Here is a 16,988-nt window from a genome sequence, read left to right as displayed (position 1 = left end):
ACTTAAGCCGCGACGCTTTGGGGGCGCGAAGTAACGAAAGAAATCGGCTCTTCAGGAAGAATGTCGGGCGCGACCAGCGCGGCTTCGGCAACCAGTTCCTGAATTTCCTCCACGGAAATCGGCCAGAGACGCGGATAAATGACCTGGAGATGCTGACGGATCATCACCATCAGAGTTTCGCGGCAAGCGGCCGCTGTCGCTTCGTCGGATGACTCGACTTCTGTCAGAAGCGCCGCAGCAGAATTGTTGATCTCGGCTTGGGTCGCTGACGCGGACGCAAGGTCCATGAGCGCAGCGGCATAGAGTTCGGGGTCAAGGTGGTCGCGGGCGGTATCGTACTCGCTGAGCAGTGGCATGAAGAATACGGCATAACCTCCCAGTCCAATACTGCTTTCCGTGCGCAGCATGGCCTGTTCCGCCTCGCGCAGCACGTCCTCGCTGGAAATCAGGTCCTGTGCGACGAGCGCATCGATATGCGTGGCGTATATCCGGGGGTTGGAAGGGTCGAGGTCTATCCACTGTTCGAAGAGTGATGCCAGCCTCTCTTCTACTTTCGGACTTCCGAGCGCCTGGAGGTAGTGCGCTTCAGCCAAAAGTGGCGACATCAGGGCCAGCGCGTCGAAATCCTTGATGATTTCTCCCGCGGCAATGAAATGCTGGGCCATCTTGCGCCATGCGCCTTTTCGTTCGCCTTCCGGCCAGTCGTCGGCCGCGCAAGCTTCGCCGACCTTCATGTGCGCACGGGCGGCCAGAACGGCCAAAACGTGATTGTCGGGCGACTGGCGATGCGTGTCCACGAAATGAGCCAGCTCGGTCAGGGCGTCATCGAGATCGGCGAGGCTGTTGCGCGGAGCATCGCCCAGCAGTCCCTGCAGGCCGGAGAGGCATGTCTTGACCGCAATTTCGTGATAGCGGAACCCGCCGGGAGTAGCGGTCAGGGTTGCCTCCCAATCCGAAATTAGATCAGCGATTTCAATCCATTCCTCGGCAATCATCAGGTCTGCGATGCGATGGGACAGGGCCACGCTCTCGCGCAAATCGGGATCTTCGTGCTCGACCGGCAGGTCTGTTTCGCCAGTCGATATGGCCGTTGTGCGTGTCTGTTTTGCAGAAATGGGGGCCGCGACCGCCGTTTTCCTGCGAGAGTTGCGCAGACGCGGCGTCAAAAATGACAATGCAACTGTCAACAGAAATGCGACAGCCGTCGTTCCGGTCACTAGCGAGTCGATCTCTGGCAATGTGTCTACCCGAATGTCGTTTTTGTTCGGTTCAGACTCGGCTGCTATTTCGGCACAAATGTGGCGAAACCACCGAATTTTCGTGGTATTTCGGGTCTTTACCTCACCCAGCTCGGCAAGCGCGTGTTCTGGACCAGAGACACCGTCGGGGCATGCCTGCCACCAAGGGCAAGGGTCGTACATTTCAGCATGTGGATCGCGTCTTCCGACTTTCGGGGCAAGGCCGTGGCCGAGATCGGCTCGCCGAACGTCAGGCGGTAGGGCTGGCGGTCCTTGTTCAGCGTCTCATGGAAAAGCGTGATGTCCCGCAGGGTCGGATGTATGAGATCGAACAGGTAGAACAGGGCCGAGTTCCGCGCCCGGATATTGAGCGGTACGATCGGGAGGTCGTACTTGCGCGCGATCATCGCCGCCGACGCCATCCAGGGGCGCTCATGAAGCCTCAACCCGCGACGTTTGGCCAGGCGCCCGGATGGAAAAATCACTCCGATGCGACCGGCTTCGATGGCGCGCTTCGTATACTCCATCGTTTCGCGGGTCTTGGCCCGTGTCCGCTTGTCCGTGCGCCATTCGACGGGAGCAATCAGGCTTTCGAGCTGGGGAAGTATCTTCAGGATGTCCGAATTGGCGTAGATGAACATGTCCGGCCGCAGCGGATAGAGGGCGTGGTGCAGCATGATGCCGTCCGCGATCCCCGTGGGGTGGTTGCATACGATGATGGCCGGTCCGTTGCGCGGGACGTTTTCCAGTCCCTTCACGCTGAGATCGCGGGCAAGGATGCCAGCGAGATGATGCATGATGTGGGCGGTGGGCCAGTCGGCGTAGAGTTCGCCAAGTTCGAGGGTGCGTTGGTATCCGAGGAGGGACATGAGCGCCCGCCGCGCTGTCCAGGCAGGACTGCCCTTGTGGAAGAGCCAGGGGGCTCTCTCGGCGATCAATGGGTCAAGTCGGTCCTTCATGGCAGCAAAGTGACCAGTCAACGCAACATGGATATGACAGAAGAATACACTCTCGAGCTGAATCTGCACGCTGGCGGCTTTCATCACCGCGGAAATGGCTGAAATTCGCTGACGACATAGGAGATATTTTTCGGGTTGGTTGGCCAGGAGAGGGAAAGCGCACCTTAAGTTCGAAGTCCGGTCTGGCGGAGCGTAGAACTCGATCTATGTCGCTGCTTTATGAGAAAAAAATCCGATCTCCCCACGAAAATCTGTGCTACTTGCGGGCGTCCTTTCACATGGCGGAAGAAATGGGCGCAGGCGTGGGCCGAGGTGCGGTATTGCTCTGATCGGTGCCGAGGTGCGCGAAATCGAAAAATTGGTAAGAAAATCTAACCAGAGGTGGCTTGCCTCTTTGGCTGCTTTTCCATAGTGTCCGCGCGATTCAGTACACGATCGTATGCAGGGACATGTCCATGACCAGTTTCACCGAAAAGAACGGATTAAAGATCGCGCCGGAACTGGCCGATTTCATCGAGACCGAAGCCCTGCCGGGCACCGGGGTTTCCGCCGATGCATTCTGGGCCGCGCTGAGCGCACTGGCGCATGATTTCGGGCCTCGCAATCGCGCGCTGCTTGAAAAGCGCGAGACCTTGCAGAAGCAGATCGATGAGTGGCACATCCGGCATCGGAACCAGCCGCACGATCACGAGGCCTACAAGGCGTTTCTGCAGGAGATCGGATACCTTCTGCCCGAGGGTGGAGAGTTCGAGATCGACACCGCGAACACCGATCCCGAGATCGCCAGCGTTCCTGGTCCTCAGCTGGTCGTGCCTATCACCAATGCGCGCTACGCCCTGAACGCAGCCAATGCGCGCTGGGGCAGCCTTTATGATGCGTTCTACGGCACCGATGCGACGGACGGGGCTGCACCCAGTGGGCCCTACAACAAGGGCAGGGGCGCGCGGGTTGTGGCAAAGGCGCGGGTCTTCCTTGACGAGGCGTTTCCGCTTGAAGGCACGAGCCACGCCGATGCGCGGCGCTACCATGTCTCGAATGGCCAGCTTCTGGTCGATGACATGCCTCTGGTCGATCCTTCAAAATTCATCGGCTACCAGGGTCATCCGAAAGCGCCCTCGGCGGTTCTCTTGCGCAACAACGGGCTTCATGTGGAGCTGGTCTTCGACCGGACGCATGCCATCGGTGCGCGCGATCAGGCCGGGCTGGCGGATGTGCGCCTTGAATCGGCTGTCAGCGCAATCATGGATTGCGAGGATTCCGTCGCCTGCGTCGACGCCGAGGACAAGGTTCTGGCCTACCGCAACTGGCTGGGCCTGATGAGAGGCGATCTGGCCGATACATTCGAGAAGGGGGGCAAGTCCGTCACCCGGAAACTGCAGGCTGACAAGACATTCACTGCGCCCGATGGCGGCGAGGTGACGGTCAAGGGCCGCGCGCTGATGCTGGTGCGGAACGTCGGGCACCTGATGACGAACCCCGCGATCCTGACCCGTGATGGCGGCGAGATCTATGAAGGCCTCATGGATGCGATGGTCACGACGCTGATCGCCATGCACGATCTTCAAAAGGGCGGCGGCGACAGGAACTCGGTACGGGGTTCGGTTTATGTCGTGAAGCCGAAGATGCACGGACCCGAAGAGGTGGCGTTCGCCGACGAGACCTTCACGAAGGTCGAAGAGGCGCTGGGCCTTCCGCAATACACGGTCAAGCTGGGCATCATGGATGAAGAGCGGCGCACAAGTGTGAACCTTAAGGAATGCATCCGGGCGGCGAAGCATCGGGTGGCCTTCATCAACACCGGTTTCCTCGACCGGACCGGTGACGAGATCCATACTTCGATGGAAGCGGGTCCCTTCAGCCGTAAGGACTGGATCAAGCGCAAGAGCTGGATCACGGCCTACGAGAACCGGAACGTGGATATCGGGCTGGAGTGCGGCCTTTCCGGCAAGGCGCAGATCGGCAAGGGCATGTGGGCCATGCCGGACAAGATGGCGGCCATGCTGCAGGCCAAGATCGAGCATCCTCAGTCGGGCGCCAACTGTGCCTGGGTGCCGTCGCCGACTGCCGCGACGCTGCATGCTCTGCACTATCACAAGGTTGATGTGTTCGCCGTTCAGGCCGCGTTGAAGAAGTCCGGACCGCGTGCGCATGTGGATGGTATTCTTGATATACCGCTCGCCACCTACCAGAAGTGGTCCAAGGACCAGGTGCGCAAGGAAGTCGAGAACAACGCCCAGGGCATCCTTGGCTATGTTGTTCGCTGGATCGATCAGGGTGTCGGCTGCTCGAAGGTGCCGGACATCAACGACGTTGGCCTGATGGAGGACCGTGCCACCTGCCGGATTTCGTCACAGCACATCGCAAACTGGTTGCACCATGGCGTGATCTCGAAAGACGAGACCATGGCCATCATGAAGCGCATGGCTGAGGTGGTGGACCGTCAGAATGCCGGTGATCCGGCCTATCGACCGATGGCTCCCGCTTTTGACGGCATCGCATTCAAGGCCGCGTGTGATCTTGTGTTCGAGGGGCGTGTGCAGCCGTCGGGCTATACGGAGCCCGTTCTGCATGCCCGGAGGCTGGAACTGAAGGCGACCGGGTAAGGCGAACTTTCCCCGGACGGCCCGCCGGGCCGTCCTTTCCCGGCGAATTTTTGATATGATGAAGCGCGGTCTTGTATCTGGCTGTGCGTTTTAACGGAGAATACCATGGCCGAGATCAGCTTGCCGCGCGCGCGGAGCATCATCAGGGGAGCGCTCAAGAAGGGGCGCGAGCTGGGTTTGAACCCGCTGTCGGTGGTGGTTCTGGACGCGGGCGGTCATTTGAAGGCCTTCGAGCGCGAAGATGGGGCAAGCCCGGGCCGGTTCGATATCGCTCGTGGCAAGGCTTACGGCGTCATCATGACCGGGATGACAGGTACCGCTCTGATGCAGCGTGCCGAAACCCAGGCGTATTTCGTGAATGCGCTCAACGGTCTTTATGACGGCAAGATCGTGCCGGTTCCGGGTGGTGTGCTGGTCAAGGACAAACAGGGGCGCGTGATCGGTGCCGTTGGCGTGACAGGGGACACGTCGGACAATGACGCCATCGCCGGGCTGGCGGGCATCGAAGCCGCGGGTTTGACCGGCGAAATCTGAGGCTGGGCCCAGTTCGGGTCGCGGCTTGCTCACCGACCGGTGACATGTGCCGAAAATTCACGCATCGTCCAGAAATTGCACACGGCGTGTGCGATACAGTTGTTTTCGTCCTCGAGTAACGGCACTAGATAGAGAAGGGGAAAGGAACATCGGGAATGGCGCGTCCAGTCGTCGGAATCATCGGTAATCACCACCTCATCAATGATGAGTACCCAACCCATGCAGGCGGCAGAATGAACTGCGAAGCGGTCCGCGACATCTCGGGCGCATTGCCTCTGATCGTTCCAGCCGATCCTTCATTGGTGGATATCGAAGACCTCAAGCGGACCTGTGACGGGTTCCTGTTCACGGGCGGTCGTCCGAACGTGCATCCCGAGGAGTATGGCGAGGCGGAGACGGAGGCGCATGGCACCTTCGACCGGGCGCGCGATCGCCTGACCCTTCCCCTGATCCGCGATTGCGTGGCTTCGGGCCAGCCGATCCTTGCGATTTGCCGGGGCTTTCAGGAACTGAACGTGGCGATGGGCGGATCGCTTTATCCGGAGATCCGCGACCTTCCCGGGCGGATGAACCACCGGATGCCGCCCGACGGGACCATCGAGGAAAAATTCGCGCTGCGGCATGACGTGACTTTCACGACTGGCGGAATTTTCCATCGGATCATGGGCGCCGAAATTGTTCGGACGAACACCCTGCATGGTCAGGGCATCAAGCAGAAGGGCGAACGGATCGTCATCGACGGCGTTGCGCCCGATGGAACCCCGGAAGCGATCTATGTGGAGGGCGCGCCGGGCTTCACGCTGGGCGTTCAGTGGCATCCTGAGTATCGCGCTTGCGAAGACCCTGTATCTCGTCCGTTGTTCGAGGCCTTCGGAGAAGCTCTTCGAAACTGGGCGGCGGGAGAACGTCCGAAACGGCTGAAAAGCGCCTGAGCGGGGGCTAGCCGGTCGCGAGGCGGCGGGTTTCGTTCTCGTTGAGGCATGGACGGCTGACCGGACCGTATGCGCCCGTATCTGCTCGCAAGTCGGGGAAGACTTTGAACAGGCTCTCGAGGGCATGCGCTTCCAGGGTATCCAGACCGAATCCTCCTGGATGGAAGCTTTCGCTCGGCGCGCCATTGGCGATGACAACCTGGTGCCGGTCGAACATGATGTGATGATAGCTCACCATACCGCCATAGATCACGGAAACGCGGAAATCATCGACGAGGGCTCTGGCCGGAGCCAGCACTTGTTCGCGGTCGAAACGGCCCGGTGCGAACTGGCTGGACAGAAGCATCCTGTGTTGCGGCGACACCAACAGGTCCCGGTCGTTTCCGATCGTACCCCGCAGAAAACGGACAGGGGCGAGAGCGCCACTTGCGCGGACGGTTCTGCTTCCGGTCCACCTGATCGGTTGCACGCCGTTGTCGAGGGTCAGAACCATGTCGCCTTCGACGAGGTGCTCGACCCGGCGCTCTCCGTTCGGCGTGCTAATCATGGTGCCCCGTGCAAAGCAGATCAGCGCATCGCCGTTGGATGCGCCGCTGCCTGAATGCGCGGAGTTGCCTGTGACCATCAGCCTGTTCCTTGACACCGTCTCGATGGGTGCCCCGATCTGTTTTTTCTTGGCGAGTCTTAATGAGCACGCTCAGTTGATTTTGCAGTCTTCCAGCGCGTCCCGCAACACTTATGTCCGAAATTGGCCCGACCTACGATATCTGGGGTTGAGTCGAAGTGGTCAGGTGACCGCCTGACGGGTGCGGAACCGAGGTTGGTCCCAGGTTCCGGCCTCCAGGATACGGGAGAGGACCGCGATGGCGCGGTGAATATCGTCGGTCGAGAGATAGAGAGGAGTGAATCCGAAGCGCATGATGTCAGGGGCGCGGAAATCACCGATGATGCCCTCTGCGATAAGAGCCTGCATGAGCTCATAGCCATGCTCGAACCGGAAGGAGACCTGGCTGCCGCGGCGTGAGGGATTGCGGGGCGACGCCAGTTCGAGTTGGGGGCAGGAGGCTTCGACGCCAGCGATGAAGAGTTCTGACAACTCGATCGAGCGCGCCCGGACGTCCGCCATGTTGACGCCGGTCCAGACATCGAGTGCAGCATGCAGTGCCGCAAGCTGGAGTATCGGTGGCGTCCCGACGCGCATTCGGTCGATGCCGGCTCCGGGGCGATAATCGAGATCGAAGGCGAAGGGCGCTTCGTGTCCCAGCCAGCCGGAAAGAGGGGCCGGTGCCACGTCTGCGTGTTCGGGAGCGACATAGATGAAGGCCGGGCCGCCGGGTCCGGAGTTGAGATACTTGTAGGTGCAGCCGACGGCGAAATCGGCATGGCCGGTCGTGACATCGACTGGCAGGGCACCTGCCGAATGGGCGAGATCCCAGATGAACAGCGCGCCAAGTTCATGGGCTCTTGCCGTCAGGGCGGGCATGTCATGTCGCCGCCCGGTTCTGTAGTCGACCTCGGTCAGCATCAGGACGGCGAGGTCGTCGTCCATGGCCGCTTCGACGTCTTCCGGGGGCACGACACGAAGTTCGTGGTTGCCACCGAGCGTTCGGACGAGACCCTGTGCCATGTAGAGGTCTGAGGGAAAGTTCCCCGTATCGGAAAGGATCACACGACGATCCGGGCGCATCTGCAGCGCCGCGGCCAAAGCCTGGTAGACCTTGATGGAGAGGGTGTCACCCATGACGACCGTTCCCGGCGCGGCGCCGATCAATTGTCCGACACGGTCACCAACACGGCGCGGCATCTCCATCCAGCCGGCGCGGTTCCATCCGGTAATCAGCATTTCGGCCCATTCGTCGCGGATCACACTGTTCACGCGCTCGGGAACGGACTTCGGCATCGGTCCAAGAGAGTTGCCGTCGAGGTAGACAACGCCGTCTGGCAGGTCGAAGAGGCGGCGGGTGGCATCGAAATCAGTCATGGTCGAAAGCCATAGCCGAGGGACCAAACCGAGGCTAGGGTTCGCGGCATGAAGTGGATCGATATACCTCCTGCGTGGTTGCTTGCGGCTTTGGCGGTCGCCTGGTCCTGGCGTTGGCCCGAGGCGTGGATGGGCAGCTTCTGGTCCGGGGTTGTCTGCCTGGGCGTCGCGGGAGCTCTTGTCCTCGGGGCAATCCGCGAATTCCTGCGGGCCCGAACCACGATCATTCCGCGCGAGGCGCCCTCGGCGTTGATCACCGGAGGAATTTTCAAATACAGCCGGAACCCGATCTATCTCGCGGATCTTCTGATTCTGCTCGGGGTCTCACTGATTTGGGGCAGCGTGCCGGGTCTGGTGCTGGTTCCGGCTTTGGGGTGGTTGCTGGAATCGCGTTTCATTCGGGGCGAAGAAGCGCGACTTGCGGAGACGTTCGGCCCGAAATTCGAGGAATACCGGTCCGAAACGCGCCGTTGGATCTAGCGCAGAATGATGATGCGCTGTTTGATCCGCTTGTGAAAGATTCATCCGACCGCTAGACAGCGCGGGATTTCGACCCATGTTCGGGCAAAACGAAAGTGACGGGGGACAGCCAATGAAGATCGGTGCGCCTAAAGAGACCGCCGCCGGCGAAGCGCGCGTTGCGATGACGCCGCAGAGCGCCAAGGACCTGCAGAAGTTGGGCTACGAGTGCCTGATCGAGAAAGGTGCCGGCCTCCTGGCCGGGTTCGGCGACGCGGCCTACGAGGCTGCCGGTGTCAAGGTGGTCACGGCTGCGGCGCTTTGGAAGGAAGCCGATGTTGTCGCCAAGGTGCGTCCGCCTTCGGATTCGGAGACGAAGAAGCTGTCCGAAGGCCAGACGCTGATCTCCTTCTTTTACCCGGCCGCGAACGAGAAGCTTCTGGAGGCCGCCAAGGCTCAGAAGGCCAACGTCATCGCGATGGACATGGTCCCCCGGATCAGCCGGGCCCAGAAGATGGACGCGCTGTCGTCCATGGCGAACATCGCCGGATATCGTGCTGTTATCGAAGCGGGAAACAACTTTGGCCGTTTCTTCACGGGGCAGGTTACCGCGGCGGGCAAAGTGCCCCCGGCGAAGGTCCTGATCGTCGGCGCCGGCGTTGCCGGCCTTGCCGCCATCGGTACGGCCACATCGCTTGGCGCGATCACCTACGCCTTTGACGTGCGCCCCGAAGTGGCCGAGCAGATCGAATCGATGGGCGCCGAATTCGTGTACCTCGATTTTGACGAGCAGACGCAGGATGGTGCCGCGACAGGTGGCTACGCCGCGCCATCGAGCCCCGAGTTCCGCGAGGCACAGCTCAAGAAGTTCCGCGAACTTGCGCCGGATATCGACATCGTCATCACCACGGCCCTGATCCCGAACCGGGACGCGCCGGTTCTCTGGACCAAGGACATGGTCGAGATGATGAAGCCGGGCAGTGTGATCGTCGATCTGGCGGCCGAGCGGGGCGGCAACTGTGAGATGACCGTCAAGGACGAAAAAATCGTGACGGATAATGGGGTTACCATCGTCGGTTACACCGATTTCCCGTCCCGCATGGCCACGCAGTCTTCGCTGCTCTACTCGACCAACGTGCGTCACATGATGAGCGATCTGACCCCCGGCAAGGACGGGCAGGTCGTTCACAACATGGAAGACGACGTGATCCGCGGCGCGACGGTGACCCATGCGGGCGAGATCACGTGGCCGCCCCCGCCGCCGAAGGTGCAGGCCATCGCGGCCGCTCCGAAGAAGGAGAAGCCGAAAGAACTCACGGTCGAGGAAAAGAAGGCTGCGGAAATTGCGGCGTTCAAGAAGGAGACGCGGAACCAGTTCGCGCTTCTGGGCATAGGCGGCGCTTTGATGCTGCTTGTGGGGCTTTGGGCTCCGGCGAGCTTCATGCAGCATTTCATCGTCTTCGTGCTGGCGGTTTTCGTGGGCTTCCAGGTGATCTGGGGCGTGGCGCACTCGTTGCACACCCCGTTGATGGCGGTCACGAACGCGATCTCGTCGATCATCATTGTCGGTGCGCTGATGCAGATCGGATCGGGATCGTTCCTGGTTATCCTGCTGGCCGCGCTTTCGGTCTTCATGGCCGGCATCAACATCTTCGGTGGCTTCATGGTGACGCGTCGCATGCTCGCCATGTTCCAGAAGTCTTAAGGCGAGGGGCGGAGACATGGATTTCGGATTCACGACAGCGGCCTATGTGGTCGCGGCGGTTCTCTTCATCCTCGCGCTGGGTGGTCTGAAGAACCAGGAAAGCGCAAAGCGGGCGATCTGGTATGGCATCGTGGGCATGGCGCTGGCCGTGCTGGCCACTCTGATCGGACCGGGCGCTGGCCTCTGGCTTTTGTCCATCATCCTGATCGCAGGCGGAGCGGTGATCGGCGTGATCCTCGCGCAGCGCGTGCAGATGACGCAGATGCCGGAGCTAGTGGCTGCAATGCACTCTCTGGTCGGTCTGGCCGCGGTCTTCGTGGGCTTCAACGCCCATTTCGAGATCGGCAACGTGGCGGGTGTGCTGGCCAGCGGCGGTGACGTCAAGGAACTGGGCACTTTCGGTCAACTGATCGCCAAGAAGACGACGGTCGAGCTGAACATCCTGGCTGTCGAGCTGTTCCTAGGTGTCTTTATCGGCGCCGTGACCTTCACAGGCTCGGTCATCGCCTATGGCAAGCTGTCGGGCCGCGTGACCAGCGCTGCCGAGAAACTGCCCGGCGGACATCTTCTGAATGCCAGTGCGGCGGCGATCTCGGTTTTCTGCCTGATCTGGTACTTCAATACCGGCGGCTTCATCCCGCTGTTCCTGATGACGCTGGCGGCGCTGTTCATCGGCTATCACCTGATCATGGGGATCGGCGGCGCGGACATGCCCGTGGTGGTGTCGATGCTGAACAGCTATTCCGGCTGGGCCGCGGCGGCGATCGGCTTCTCTCTGGGCAACGACCTTCTGATCGTTGTCGGTGCGCTGGTCGGCTCGTCCGGTGCGATCCTGTCCTATATCATGTGCAAGGCCATGAACCGGTCCTTCGTCAGCGTGATCCTGGGCGGCTTTGGCGGCCCGCAGGGCGCGCAGGCGGCGGTCGAGGGCGAACAGGTGGCGATTGATGCGGATGGCGTGGCGGCGGCGCTGAACGACGCCGACAGCGTGATTATCGTGCCGGGCTATGGCATGGCGGTGGCGCAGGCGCAGCAGGCCGTGGCCGAACTGACGCGCAAGCTGCGCGCGGCCGGCAAGGAGGTGCGTTTCGCGATCCACCCGGTTGCGGGCCGTCTGCCAGGGCACATGAACGTGCTTCTGGCCGAGGCGAAGGTTCCTTACGACATCGTGCTGGAAATGGACGAGATCAACGAGGACTTCCCCTCGACCGACGTGGTGATCGTCATCGGTTCGAACGACATCGTGAACCCGGCCGCGCAGGACGATCCGAATTCTCCGATTGCCGGCATGCCGGTTCTGGAAGTCTGGAAAGCCAAGCAGGTGTTCGTCTCGAAACGCGGACAGGGCACGGGCTATTCCGGTATCGAGAACCCGCTCTTCTACAAGGAGAATACGCGGATGTTCTATGGCGATGCCAAGGCTTCGGTGGATAGCCTCCTGCCCAAGGTCGAATAGGATTTTGCGCCGCCTTCGGCGTCGCGAGAGGGCCGTGGCTGACGCCACGGCCCCTTCTTTCGTGCCGTTGGCGGGAGTGTTCCCGAAAGGATGAACGCGGGAGTTGCGCCTTAGAGTGCCACAGCAGAAACCCGGTGCCGTGGCGGCTGCATCACGATCGCACCCTCGGTGAAGGTCGCGTAGTGGCAGGTGAGTTCCGTCCCGGCAGGGATGTCGACGACGGCGAGGCCTTGCACGCCGTCCGAGAAGTCGAGATTGGGCTCGTCCGCATGGTTCATGAAGCGGCCTTCGTCGGATTCGAGTACAAGGTATCCCGGATTACCCCAATCGGGGTAGCTGTAGCGGTCGAGGAATTCGGCCACGTGCGGCGGGACTTCCGCTAGCTTCGAAACGGGGATGCGGTGGTCCAGGATCGGGTCGCTGATCCAGACGTTCTGACCCTTCTTGATATCGTCATGACAAAAGACGCCCAGTCCTTCGATGGAAGACGGGGCGAGGTAGCAGCGCACTATCATCATGCGCCTGATCCTTCTGAGGGCCGGGCCGCCTGCCGGGAGGTTGAGAATCAATTCTGACATGACGCGTGGCGGCGCGCGCGTTGATCAGATTGTGCGATTGCCAGAGATTTACAATAGGTCTTTAACGGTCAGACTTCGCGCCAATCTCCGGGAGCGAGACCGTCGAGCGTCCAGTCGCCGACGCGCCAGCGGATCAGGCGCAGCGTGGGAAACCCGATCGCCGCCGTCATGCGGCGCACCTGCCGGTTCCGGCCTTCGGTGATCGTGATTTCCAGCCAGCGGTCGGGGATCGTTTTGCGAACCCTGACCGGCGGGTCGCGGTCCCAGATGCCTGGGGTATCGATGCGCCGGACCTTCGCCGGGCGCGTCTTTCCGTCCTTGAGCACCAGGCCCTTTCGGAGCGGCTCCAGATCGTCCTCCGACGGGTCGCCCTCGACCTGCACGAGATAGGTTTTCTCGGTCCGCGCCTTGGGCGAGGCGATCCGGGCCTGAAGCCTGCCGTCATCGGTCAGAACCAGCAACCCCTCACTGTCGCGGTCGAGACGGCCGGCGGCATAGACACCAGGCGGCAGGCCGAAACCCGAGAGTGTGGGGCGGGGTGTTGGGTTCTTAGTGTCGGTGAATTGGGTCAGCACACCCATGGGCTTGTTGAACAGGATGACGCGGGGCATGGCGGTTCAGAGGCGTCGAAAAGTGACGATATAGCCGGTGTCCTGGCCATGACCCTCGGGAGCCCGCTCGGGATCGGCATAGACCAACTCCTCGGCCAGGTGGGGCGGCGTCACCAGACCGTCGCTGGCGAGGGCCTCGAAACACGGCTCGAACCCCATCGCCATCCAGACCTGCGGGCGCACGGTGATGACGGCCCGCGCCCCGGGCGCGAGGATGCGCACCAGTTCCAGCACAGCCTCGGCACCGACATGGCCATGGGTGAAGGTGCCTGAACTGACGAGGCCTGCGTAGCTGGCGTTGGGAATGGCGAGAGGCTCTTTCAGGTTGGCCTCGATCAGGGTTCGGTAGCGGCCCTTGCCGCGCGCGACGTCCAGCATCTCGGGCGAAAGGTCCAGCCCGTCGAGAACCGTGCCGTCCGGAAAGTGTTCGGCCAGCGCTCCGGTGCCGCAGCCGACGTCGAGACAGGGTTCTCCGCCGCCGGATTCCAGATAGGTGCGCACGACAATCTCGGGGAAGCGATAGGTGGTCGCTTCGACGAAATCGGTGTCATAGGTTCGGGCCCACGTCCGGTAGAGCCGAAGATTGTCTTCGGCCGTTTCCAGCGCATAGGCGCTTTCGAGATCGGGATCGTCCGGCATATCCCTACCTTAGCGCGGCGGGACGACCTCGTAACCCCTTTCCTCGGGTTCGTCGTCGATCATCTCGGCGGGAAATCCGGGAGCGGTGATGTCGAGCCCAGTCGCCTCTTCCAGCCGCCGGATGATGTCGTCGGACTGGGCGCGGGCGCCATAGCGCTTCTGGCCGTCCTTGAAGATCTCGATCATCAGGGGCGAGATTTCGAGCGGCACGCCATGATCTTCGGCGATCTTGTGGAAGAGACCGATATCCTTGAGCACGAGGTCCATCGTGAAGTCGATGGTGCGCGAACCGTTGAGGATGACCTGGCTTTCGGTCTCGTGGACGAAACTTGTGCCGGAGGAGATCTTGATCGCCTCGTAGGTGGTGCCGAGGTCGAGGCCTGCGGCCTTCATGGTGACGAGCGCCTCGCAGAGGGTCAGCAGGTTCGCGGTGGCGAGATAGTTGGTCATCACCTTCAGTGTCGAGGCCGTGCCAATGGGGCCGGTGTGCAGGACGCGGCGGCCAAGAACGGTCAGGACGGGCAGCATCCGCTCGAAGGTCTCGCGGTCGCAGCCGGCGAAGATCGAGATGTTCCCTGTCGCAGCACGATGGCAGCCGCCCGAGACGGGGCACTCGATGGCGGCTGCCCCGGTTTCTGCGACACGGGCGGCAAGGCGGGCCATCTCGGAAGCGTCGGTGGTGGACATCTCGGCCCAGATCTTGCCGGGGGCGAGGCCCTGAAGGATGCCATCTTCACCCTCCATGACTGCTGCGCAGGCTGCGGGCGAGGGCAGGCAGGTGATCACGAGGTCGCAGTCGCGCGCCATCTGGGCCGGGCTGTCAGCCCAATGCGCCCCCTTGGCGAGAAATGGCTCGGCAACGCTGCGGTCCAGATCCCGCACTGTCAGATCGAAGCCGTTGCGAAGGATCGAGCCTGCCAGTTTTCCGCCGACGTTGCCCAATCCGATGAAGCCGATTTTCATGAAGTGTCTCCCATTTGGAGCTGACAATTGCTGATCACACGACGAACGGATTGTCCGTTTGCGTCAACAAGAGTTTGATTTCGGACATAAGTTGCGATGGGACGCATTACCCGGACCCGTCGATCCGTATCAAACACTTACACCGAAGAGCCTTCCTATCCCGGCCGTTATTGCCATGGCGAACACGCCCCAGGTGACGACCCGGACCGTGGCGCGAAGAACGGGTGCGGCACCGGCCTTTGCCCCCAGGGCACCGAGCGCGGCCAGAGCGATGACCGTCACAACGAGGACAACGGGGATGATCATGCCTTCGGGGGCGAGATATGCCGCGACCAGAGGAACCGCGGCCGCAACGCTAAAGGTTAATCCTGACGCGAAGGCGGCCTGCAAAGGGTTCGCCGCATGGATTTCTGACAGGCCCAGTTCGTCACGAACATGGGCGCCAAGGGCATCATTTGCCGTCAGCTCCTTTGCCACCCGAAGGGCCGTTTCCTCCGACAGGCCCTTTTCCCGGTAGATGGCAGCAAGTTCCGCCAGTTCCTCGTCCGGAAGATCACGCAATGCTTCGGATTCGCGGGCGACATCGGCCCGTTCGGTATCGGATTGCGAGGATACGGAAACGTATTCTCCGGCGGCCATCGACATCGCGCCGGCGGCAAGACCGGCAACGCCAGCGATCATCACTGCGCTGGAACTTGGGTCGGCAGCAGCGACACCGACGACAAGCGAAGAGATCGATACGATCCCGTCATTCGCACCCAGAACGGCAGCTCGGAGCCAGCCGCTTCGGGTCAGGTAGTGGGGGTCTCCCGGGTGGGCAGAAGGTTGAGGCATCGGGCGAACTCTCTGTTGCGCTGACCTTATTTGACTCATGGCGATCGTATCGGTGTCTTTGTGGCGGCTGCAACTCGTGCCGAAGATTCTTTTGGATGAGCAATACGGACACAGTTGCGAGGCTCCGGACAATCCACGTGATTTTCCCACTTGCGCGACTCGCGGATTGGCCCCATATGCGCGTGCAAGACGCCAACGCACGCGCCTCTGGCCACGGGTCAAGTCCCACGCGTTTATGCAGCGACGGTAACGTCTCCCTTGGAACTGAGCGGCCATATATGGCCGGGTCTATTGGAGATGACCATGACACTGCATGCGCTGGGCTTCGAGCCCAAACAATCCCTGTCCCGTGCTGAAACCTTTGCGAACAGTCACAGCTTCGACCGCCCGACGGTTGTTCTGGACCTCGACCAGGTTTCGCGGAACTTCGCCGCTTTGAAGGCCGGTCTTGGGGATGCGCATATCCACTATGCCGTGAAAGCGAACCCGGAGCGCGCGATCATCGAGCGTCTTGCCTCGCTGGGCTGCCATTTCGATGCCGCGTCGCGCGGCGAGATCGAGCTTTGCCTAAGCCAGGGCGCGCGGCCCGAGACGATCAGCTTCGGAAACACGGTGAAGCGCCCTTCGGACATTGCATTCGCCTGGGAAGCAGGCGTGCGGGTCTTTGCCGCGGATGCGGAAGAGGAACTGGCCAAGATCGCGCTCCATGCGCCCGGCGCTCAGGTTTACATCCGGCTGCTGGTCAACAACAGTCAGGCCGACTGGCCACTTAGCCGCAAGTTTGGTTGTGATCGTGCCGGCGCGCTGGAGCTTCTCGACACTGCGGTCCTGATGGGGCTGAAGCCGATGGGCTTCTCGTTCCACGTGGGTAGCCAGACGCGCCGCGCTGACATGTGGGATTCGACGCTGGATGAAATCGCCGAGACTTGGGCGGCTGCGAAGGCCGAAGGGCACGAGTTGACGCTTCTGAATATTGGCGGCGGGTTCCCGGCCTTCTATGGCGAGGAGATCGAAGCGCCCGAGGTCTATGCACGCGGCGTGATCGAGCGCGTCCGGGCCCGTTTCGGGAATGTCGACGTCATGGCCGAGCCGGGGCGTGGCATGGTCGCCAACGCAGGTGTCATCGCGGCCGAAGTGCTGCTGGTCAGCCGCAAGACCGCGGACGATCTTCACCGTTGGGTCTATCTGGACATCGGCAAGTTCTCTGGCCTGGCCGAGACGATGGACGAGGCGATCCGTTACCAGTTCGCAACGCGCCGCGACGCGGATCCGATGGGCCCCTGTATCCTTGCCGGGCCTTCCTGCGACAGTGCTGACGTGCTGTACGAAAAGCGTCCCGTGAATCTGCCTCTGACGCTGAAGGCGGGAGACAAGATCGTGATCCGCAACACTGGCGCCTACACGACATCCTATTCCTCCGTCGGGTTCAACGGGTTCCCTCCGCTGGACGTCGTGGTGATCTGATCCTCCGGCCCCGGAGGACATCCACTCCTCGT

General features: G+C 61.6%; 17 protein-coding genes. 8 read left to right on the top strand and 9 right to left on the bottom strand.

The window, feature by feature from the left end; genetic code table 11:
* Positions 1-2: 2 nt before the first annotated feature.
* A complete protein-coding gene (locus ACKLNI_RS17110) occupies positions 3-1,166 on the bottom strand; it encodes a hypothetical protein (protein ID WP_413720303.1) in 1,164 nt (387 codons plus the stop codon).
* 170 nt (positions 1,167-1,336) lie between these two features.
* Positions 1,337-2,197 (bottom strand): lysophospholipid acyltransferase family protein, encoded by an 861-nt coding sequence (locus ACKLNI_RS17105; protein ID WP_413720302.1) that lies wholly within the window; start codon positions 2,195-2,197, stop codon positions 1,337-1,339.
* Positions 2,198-2,416: 219 nt separating this feature from the next.
* On the opposite strand from ACKLNI_RS17105, the gene ACKLNI_RS17100 reads away from it, so the two are divergent.
* The 4 genes from ACKLNI_RS17100 (at position 2,417) to ACKLNI_RS17085 (ending at position 6,266) form a co-directional block, all read left to right on the top strand.
* Entirely contained in the window at positions 2,417-2,572 is a 156-nt protein-coding gene (locus tag ACKLNI_RS17100) for a DUF2256 domain-containing protein (RefSeq protein WP_413720301.1), read from the top strand.
* Positions 2,573-2,652: 80 nt separating this feature from the next.
* Positions 2,653-4,800 carry a malate synthase G gene (locus ACKLNI_RS17095; protein ID WP_413720300.1) on the top strand — a complete coding sequence of 716 codons (2,148 nt, stop codon included), beginning with the start codon at positions 2,653-2,655 and terminating at the stop codon, positions 4,798-4,800.
* Positions 4,801-4,905: 105 nt separating this feature from the next.
* Complete coding sequence (locus ACKLNI_RS17090; RefSeq protein WP_413720299.1) at positions 4,906-5,334, top strand: GlcG/HbpS family heme-binding protein; 429 nt, start codon at positions 4,906-4,908, stop codon at positions 5,332-5,334.
* A 155-nt stretch (positions 5,335-5,489) separates the two neighbouring features.
* Entirely contained in the window at positions 5,490-6,266 is a 777-nt protein-coding gene (locus ACKLNI_RS17085) for a gamma-glutamyl-gamma-aminobutyrate hydrolase family protein (protein ID WP_413720298.1), read from the top strand.
* A gap of 7 nt (positions 6,267-6,273) precedes the next feature.
* Here ACKLNI_RS17085 and ACKLNI_RS17080 read toward each other — a convergent pair whose 3' ends face one another.
* Together ACKLNI_RS17080 and kynU are read right to left on the bottom strand one after the other, a co-directional pair.
* On the bottom strand, positions 6,274-6,891 hold the full coding sequence (locus tag ACKLNI_RS17080) for a Hint domain-containing protein (protein ID WP_413720297.1): 618 nt from the start codon (positions 6,889-6,891) through the stop codon (positions 6,274-6,276).
* A 162-nt stretch (positions 6,892-7,053) separates the two neighbouring features.
* A complete protein-coding gene (gene kynU, locus ACKLNI_RS17075; protein WP_413720296.1) occupies positions 7,054-8,247 on the bottom strand; it encodes a kynureninase in 1,194 nt (397 codons plus the stop codon).
* Between the two features lie 48 nt (positions 8,248-8,295).
* On the opposite strand from kynU, the gene ACKLNI_RS17070 reads away from it, so the two are divergent.
* From ACKLNI_RS17070 to ACKLNI_RS17060, 3 genes are all read left to right on the top strand, one after another.
* Positions 8,296-8,727, top strand: coding sequence for a methyltransferase family protein (locus tag ACKLNI_RS17070; protein ID WP_413720295.1), 432 nt, complete (start codon positions 8,296-8,298; stop codon positions 8,725-8,727).
* Between the two features lie 112 nt (positions 8,728-8,839).
* Positions 8,840-10,411, top strand: coding sequence for a Re/Si-specific NAD(P)(+) transhydrogenase subunit alpha (locus tag ACKLNI_RS17065; RefSeq protein WP_413720294.1), 1,572 nt, complete (start codon positions 8,840-8,842; stop codon positions 10,409-10,411).
* Positions 10,412-10,427: 16 nt separating this feature from the next.
* Positions 10,428-11,867, top strand: a complete 1,440-nt coding sequence (locus tag ACKLNI_RS17060; protein ID WP_413720293.1) for an NAD(P)(+) transhydrogenase (Re/Si-specific) subunit beta — start codon at positions 10,428-10,430, stop codon at positions 11,865-11,867.
* A gap of 110 nt (positions 11,868-11,977) precedes the next feature.
* Here the strand turns inward: ACKLNI_RS17060 and ACKLNI_RS17055 are convergent, their stop codons facing one another.
* From ACKLNI_RS17055 to ACKLNI_RS17035, 5 genes are all read right to left on the bottom strand, one after another.
* The gene (locus ACKLNI_RS17055) at positions 11,978-12,385 is read right to left on the bottom strand and encodes an SET domain-containing protein (protein ID WP_413720292.1); all 408 of its coding nucleotides are present in this window, start codon (positions 12,383-12,385) and stop codon (positions 11,978-11,980) included.
* Positions 12,386-12,513: 128 nt separating this feature from the next.
* Positions 12,514-13,056, bottom strand: coding sequence for a pseudouridine synthase (locus ACKLNI_RS17050; protein ID WP_413720291.1), 543 nt, complete (start codon positions 13,054-13,056; stop codon positions 12,514-12,516).
* 6 nt (positions 13,057-13,062) lie between these two features.
* Entirely contained in the window at positions 13,063-13,695 is a 633-nt protein-coding gene (locus ACKLNI_RS17045; RefSeq protein WP_413720290.1) for a class I SAM-dependent DNA methyltransferase, read from the bottom strand.
* Positions 13,696-13,704: 9 nt separating this feature from the next.
* Positions 13,705-14,658 (bottom strand): NAD(P)-dependent oxidoreductase, encoded by a 954-nt coding sequence (locus tag ACKLNI_RS17040; RefSeq protein ID WP_413720289.1) that lies wholly within the window; start codon positions 14,656-14,658, stop codon positions 13,705-13,707.
* Positions 14,659-14,787: 129 nt separating this feature from the next.
* Positions 14,788-15,492 carry a VIT1/CCC1 transporter family protein gene (locus ACKLNI_RS17035; protein WP_413720288.1) on the bottom strand — a complete coding sequence of 235 codons (705 nt, stop codon included), beginning with the start codon at positions 15,490-15,492 and terminating at the stop codon, positions 14,788-14,790.
* 297 nt (positions 15,493-15,789) lie between these two features.
* Here ACKLNI_RS17035 and ACKLNI_RS17030 point away from each other — a divergent pair, with 297 nt between their 5' ends.
* Positions 15,790-16,956 (top strand): type III PLP-dependent enzyme, encoded by a 1,167-nt coding sequence (locus tag ACKLNI_RS17030; RefSeq protein WP_413720287.1) that lies wholly within the window; start codon positions 15,790-15,792, stop codon positions 16,954-16,956.
* The last annotated feature ends 32 nt before the right edge of the window (positions 16,957-16,988 follow it).

This window comes from Silicimonas lutimaris, from assembly GCF_047314965.1.
GTDB lineage: Bacteria > Pseudomonadota > Alphaproteobacteria > Rhodobacterales > Rhodobacteraceae > JAVJUV01.
Note: the sequence above shows the minus strand (reverse complement) of the source record. Positions and strands in the feature narration are given on the sequence as shown.